A 6,000-nucleotide genomic window follows, 5' to 3' on the forward strand; every position below is an offset into this window, starting at 1 on the left:
AGGGTGGCAATCGGGTCAGTGGTTCCGGGGATGGGAACCGCTCCGGTCGTCACAGGGAGCTACAGGTGGGCCGGGTGTGCGATGGGGCAGGGTCATCGCGGCACGGCACTTCCGTTCCGGCTCGAGAATCCGGTTGTGCGGCGGAGGTCGTCCGCTCCGGTGGGCCCGGGCGAGGGGGATCCGGGCCCACCGGGAGCCGCCGGGCCCCGCGGCCGAGGGGCGGCCGTGCGACCGGACTCGCGGATCGAACTCGTCCACCGGTATTCGCGGGACGCCAGCCGTCCCGGACAGGGTCGGGGACGGCTGGCGTCACCTCGGATCAGGACACCGGCGCGGGCACCGGAGCCTGGGGCAGGGGAGCATCGGGAAGGGGTGCCTCGGGTAGCGGCACGTCCGGGACGGGCACTTCGGGAACGGGCACCGGCAGCGCCGGAACGGTTCCGAGCAGGCCCGCCAGCAGACCGGACAGGGTGCTCAGCAGGCCCTGCAGCAGTCCGGTGACCGGGGCGAGCGCGCCGGGCAGCGGCGGCAGCGTGGGCACCGGCGGGACCTGCGCCCTGGTGGCGGGTGCCGCGAGGGTGCCGGTCAGTTCCTCCGCCTGGCCTTTCGCCATGGTGGCACCGTCGCGCGACTCCGGGGCGATCGCGTACCGGCGCCCCGAGGACATGTCCGCCAGCAGCGGTGTCAGCCTGCCGAGGGTGTCCCCGGTCGCCGTGACATCCCCCGCGTAGGCGGCCCGGGTCAGCTCGTCGCGCAGTTGCAGCACCTGCTCCCCGGCCACCCGCGGGCCGAGCGGTGCCGGTTCGCTCGCGGCAGCCGCGGCGCCGCCGGAGAGCACGGCCAGCATGCTGCCGACCGCGAGCGCGGTCATCGAGCGCACAATTCCACGTTTCATTTCCTGGGTCTCCGTTCGCCGAATGCACGATGCAACCGGATAAATCGTTACCCCCCGCACGACGAGGCGACCAGAGGACACCGCGTGGACGGACGCGAACGGCGCTCACCAAATGAAATTGTCTCGTGTTCATCGGGACCACAATTGATGAACACCTTCGTCTTGCGTTCCGGCACCGCGGCTCGTGCCGCCGCGGGAACGCGCACCGACGGTCAGTGCGTCACCCGGCCGGGCGGACCGTGGTCGCCCGAAGAGATGCAAACCTGTTTCCCGTCGTTCTGTCACCCGGGAGTGCGTATGGACGCGCGGTGCCCCCGGCGCGGGAGCGCCAGGGGCACCAGGTCGGGCAGGGTTGGTATCAGCTCGCGCCGATGGTGGACGCGTCGATGACGAACCGGTACCGGACGTCGCTGTTCTCCACCCGCTCGTAGGCGGTGTTGACCTGGTCCGCGGAGATGACCTCGATCTCGGCGCCGATGCCGTGCTCGGCGCAGAAGTCCAGCATCTCCTGGGTCTCGGGCAAGCCGCCGATCATCGATCCGGTCAGCACCTTGTTTCCGCCGATCAGGGAGAAAGCGTTGTAGCACAAGGAGTTCGCCGGGGCACCGACGTTCGCCATGGTGCCGCCGACACGCAGCAGTGACAGGTACGAGTCGATCGGCAGTTCGGCGGACACCGTGTTCAGGATCAGGTCGAACCGTCCCTTGAGCGTGTCGAAGGTGGACTCGTCACTGGTCGCGTAGTACTCCTTCGCGCCGAGGCGGAGACCGTCCTCCTGCTTCTTCAGGCTCTGGCTCAGCACGGTGACCTCGGCGCCCATCGCGACGGCGATCTTCACCGCCATGTGGCCGAGCCCGCCGAGGCCGACGACGGCGACCTTCTTGCCGGGGCCCGCCTCCCAGCGGTTCAGCGGGGAGTACGTGGTGATCCCGGCGCAGAGCAGGGGAGCGGCGGCGTCGAGTTCGATGCCCTCCGGGATCCGGCAGACGAACCAGTCGCGGACGACGACCTGGGTGCTGTAGCCGCCGTAGGTGTTCTCACCGTCGAAGCCGACCGCGTTGTACGTCTGGACGTTGCCCTTGACGCAGAACTGCTCGGTGCCCGCTTTGCAGTAGTCGCACTCGCCGCAGGAGTCGACCATGCAGCCGACGCCGACGCGGTCGCCGACCTTGTGCGCGGTGACGTTCGCACCGACCTCGGACACGACGCCGGCGATCTCGTGGCCGGGCACCATCGGGAAGATCCCGCCGCCGCCCCAGTCGCCCTTCGCCTGGTGCAGGTCGCTGTGGCAGATCCCGGCGTAGGCGATGTCGATGCGCACGTCGTCGGGTCGCAGGTCGCGGCGTTCGATGGTGGTCGGCTCCAGCCGCGCTCCCGGGCTGGGCACGGCGATCGCGGGTGTCTGTGACATCGGGACAAAACCTCCATCGGCGTCCGGTGTCTCCCGGACGCGCTAGCACATTGCTACTTGTGAATACCTTCTCTACGGTAAGAGGGGTCTTACATTCCGGCAAACCGAGAGAGTGTGATCCCTCTTATGTCGCGTGGTTACCACCACGGCGGGCTGCGCGAAACGCTGGTGGACACCTGCCTCGGCCTGATCGCCGAGCGGGGCTTCGAGGCGTTCTCGGTGGCCGAGGCCGCCAGGCGGGCCGGGGTGAGCGCCGCCGCTCCGTACCGGCACTTCGCCGATCGCGCGAGTCTGCTCGCTGCGGTGGCGGGCACCGTCGCCCGCCGGCTCGCCGAGCGGGTGGACGCCGCCGCGGCGGGGCACGCGAACGCGGCCGAACGGCTCGCGGCGGCCACCGGGGCCTACACCGGATTCGTGATCGAGAGCAGGGCTGGCCTGCACGTGATCTTCGCGCCCGGCCTCGACGATCCGCGGCACGCCGGTCTGCACGAGCACAGCAGGGCGCTGATGGACCGGTTCCTGGCGCTCGCGTTCGCGGTGTCACCCGGCCCCGAGACCGGGCTGGATCTGATGGAGCGGCTGCTGGCGCAGGCGCACGGCTACGCGACCTTCCACCTGGACGGGGTGTTCGCTCAGCACGGGCACACCGCCGAACTCGTCGTGCACAAGTCCGAGACGGCCGCGCGGACGTTGATCGGGGCCTGGCAGGAGTGAACCGGGGCAGGGCCGATCCTCCTGCCGACCTTGACAGCCGGACAGCAAGCGGACAAAAGTAACCGCGAATCGACATTCTCCAACAGGGCCGCTGTCCTGGCCCCGTCAGCGAAACGGGTGTGCGCCCATGCGAAGGCATGTCCAGCGGCTTGCCGCGATTCTCGCCGTACTGCTCGTGCTGCCCGCCGTGCCGGCGCTCGCCGGTGACCGCGGGCAGACCGACGCCACGTACCACAACGACGCCTCGACACCGGGGGCCGACCCGTACGTCCACTACGACCGGGATTCGGGCTACTACTACGCCTACTCGACCGAGGGTGCCGATCCCGGCTACCACTTCGGGATCTACCGTTCACCGGACCTGGCGACCTGGGAGCACCTTCCCGGCGGAGCGCTGCGGGACGGCGAGGCGGGGGACTGGGCGAACGACTGGTTCTGGGCGCCGGAGATGTACCACAACGAGAAGACCGGGCTCTACTACTTCTTCTACTCGGGCCGGATGAACGAAGGCGTCGCCGAGCACTTCCGCTACCCGGACTTCGAGGAGGCGTCGAAGGTCGGCGTCGCGGTGGCCGAGTCGCCCGCGGGCCCCTTCCGTGACATCGCCGAGGGCCCGCTCGACTACCACCCGTACGACCCGGACTACCACGACGTCAACCTGATCATGGACGCGGAGCAGAAGAAGCCGCCCGCGACACGCGAGGAGGGGGAGACCGCTCCGCTGGGTACCTACATCCCGTTCATCGACCCGAACGTCTCCTTCGACGAGGACGGCCGGATCTACCTGTACTTCTCCCGCAACGCCTACCGGAACTGGGTCTGGGACGCCGACCTCGGAAAGTACGTCGAGGAATCGAACATCTACGTGGTGGAGCTGACCGGCGACTGGTGGGACGACCCGGCCGGGACCACGATGCCGGAGATCGCCCCGGACTACCGGGACGCCAATCTCGGCCCCGGCGATCCGGCGGGCACCCGCAAGGACGGCTTCACCCCGATCCTGAACTACGGCTCGGACAAGCAGTCCTGGGAGAACGCGCACGTCGACGACTACGCGAAGACCGGCGGCGAGAAGAAGGACCGCCGCTGGGCGGAGGGATCGACCACGATCAGAACCCTTGACGCGCAAGGGAAGCCGATCTATCACCTGACCTACTCGGCGAACAACTACGAGAACGAGTTCTACGGTGTCGGGTACGCGACCTCGCGCAGCCCGCTCGGGCCGTGGCGCAAGAGCGAGGCGAACCCGGTGCTGGCCCAGGATCCGGCGAAGGGGCTGTACTCCACTGGCCACGGCAGCATCGTCGACTCGCCGGACGGAACCGGGCGGTACTACGTTCACCACGGACGTCCGTCCACAGAGGACGATCGCGCGATCTACACCTCGCGGCTGCGCATGGACGGCGGCGACCTGGCGATCGACGCGTCCACCGGGGACGAGCCGGTGCCCTCCGGCGTCGGACCGTTGGACATCCACCCGGCCGACCGGGTGCTGCGGGCCGAGGCCGGCGAGCCCGCCACCACCGGGGTGTCCGTGCGCAGCGCACCGGGCGCGGAGTTCGACCTGACGAATCCGCTGAACCGGGTACGTGCCGAGCTGTGGCCGTCCACAACGGGTACCGCCGAGGTCGCCGGCGGGCAGGTGACCGTGACGGCACGCGAGCGGGGCGCGGCCCTGCTCACGCTGACCTACCAGCGTGAGCAGGCCGACGGCGAGTACGTGGACGTGGCCAACCTGCGCGGGCACCGGAACAAGCCGGTCCGGGTGACCGTGCCGGTACTGGTTCGCTGAGTCCTCAGCCGCCCGCGCCGGGGCCGGGGCGTTCCTCGACGCTGCCCGCCGCGGCGAGGTCGTCCGGCGAGTGGGCGCCGTCCGGCCCTGCCTCGGTGCCGGCAGCCACCGTGCAGACCGTCGTCGTGCCGGTCTCCGCGCTGCCCGCGTCCGCAGTGCCGGTGTCAGCGGTCTGCGCGGCCTTGGCCTTCATGCGCTTGCGGACCATCACCGCGCCGATGGCAAGGGCGAGCACGGCGAGCAGGATCCAACTGCCCTTGCCCACGGCCGCCTCGATCCGTTCCGCGGCCTCGCCCGCGGCGGTGCCGATCGCGATGTGCAGTGCGCACCAGGCGGTCGCGCCGACGGCGGCCGCGGGCAGGAACTTGCGGAAGGGCAGGCCCGAGGCACCGGCGGCGGCCGGGACCAGCGTGCGCATCACCGGCAGGAAGATGGCGATCAGCACGGCGATCGCTCCGCGCCTGCGGAGGATGTCGGTGGCCTTGTCCCAGCCCTCGGCTCCGTGCTTCTCGACGATCTTCGTCCTGCGCAGTTTCGGCCCGAACTTCTTGCCAAGCAGGTAGCCGACGGACTGGCCCGCGATCGCGCAGACTGAGGTGACCAGCCACATGATCAGGAACTTGGGCACCGTGTTCGCGGTGGTGCCGAGAATGAACAGGCCGGTCTCGCCGGGGGCGATGAAGCCGAGTCCGAGCGTGCACTCGCCGAACACCAGCAGCCCGGCGGCGGAGGTGACGCCGGCTGGTGGCAGTTCGCGCAGCCACTCGAGAAAGTCGGTAACCAACGCCACGTGCTGTCCCCTTGATAGTCGTTCCCGAACGGCGGGGCCGGTTCGGCCGTACGCTCTCACGCTATCGGGGAGCGTATCGCCCTCGGGGTGGACTTTCGTCAGGGAAGTCCCCGACTTCCGGGGGACCTGCTGGTACCAGGGCACGCCTGGCCATTCCGTGGTCACGGTGGGGTTCTCAGCCGGTAGGGCACCGGTACGAGGACTTCCTCCCCGGCCCGGCCGGGTACCCGCCTCGATCACGAGTCCCGCCGGCCGAGAATTACCGGAGACGCCCTAGCGTTGGAGCCGGGTGAGGAGGCTGCTGGCCTCCTGCGCGGCCGGGGCGTGGTTGTCCAGATGCCGCAACTGCTCCGGCAACGACTCCCCACGATGCTTCTTCGTCTGCGCGTACAACCGAC

Annotated in this window: 4 protein-coding genes and 2 pseudogenes; 2 read left to right on the forward strand and 4 right to left on the reverse strand. The window is 69.7% G+C overall.

Translation table 11 applies throughout. From position 1 onward, the window contains the following. Positions 1-319: 319 nt before the first annotated feature. Both CFN78_RS27905 and CFN78_RS27910 read right to left on the reverse strand, forming a co-directional pair. Entirely contained in the window at positions 320-895 is a 576-nt protein-coding gene (locus CFN78_RS27905) for a hypothetical protein (RefSeq protein ID WP_240519741.1), read from the reverse strand. A 358-nt stretch (positions 896-1,253) separates the two neighbouring features. Continuing rightward, complete coding sequence (locus CFN78_RS27910; RefSeq protein ID WP_094866288.1) at positions 1,254-2,306, reverse strand: NAD(P)-dependent alcohol dehydrogenase; 1,053 nt, start codon at positions 2,304-2,306, stop codon at positions 1,254-1,256. A gap of 126 nt (positions 2,307-2,432) precedes the next feature. Between CFN78_RS27910 and CFN78_RS27915 the strand changes: the two genes are divergently transcribed. Together CFN78_RS27915 and CFN78_RS27920 are read left to right on the forward strand one after the other, a co-directional pair. Further along, entirely contained in the window at positions 2,433-3,020 is a 588-nt protein-coding gene (locus tag CFN78_RS27915) for a TetR/AcrR family transcriptional regulator (RefSeq protein WP_094866291.1), read from the forward strand. A gap of 127 nt (positions 3,021-3,147) precedes the next feature. Next, entirely contained in the window at positions 3,148-4,812 is a 1,665-nt protein-coding gene (locus CFN78_RS27920; protein WP_094866293.1) for a family 43 glycosylhydrolase, read from the forward strand. 145 nt (positions 4,813-4,957) lie between these two features. On the opposite strand, the pseudogene CFN78_RS27925 reads toward CFN78_RS27920, so the two are convergent. Both CFN78_RS27925 and CFN78_RS30010 read right to left on the reverse strand, forming a co-directional pair. Further along, a pseudogene (locus tag CFN78_RS27925) lies at positions 4,958-5,602 on the reverse strand (DedA family protein); the annotation flags it as partial. A gap of 273 nt (positions 5,603-5,875) precedes the next feature. Next, a pseudogene (locus tag CFN78_RS30010) lies at positions 5,876-6,000 on the reverse strand (lipoyl synthase); the annotation flags it as partial.

The organism is Amycolatopsis antarctica, assembly GCF_002262875.1.
Taxonomy (GTDB): domain Bacteria; phylum Actinomycetota; class Actinomycetes; order Mycobacteriales; family Pseudonocardiaceae; genus Amycolatopsis; species Amycolatopsis antarctica.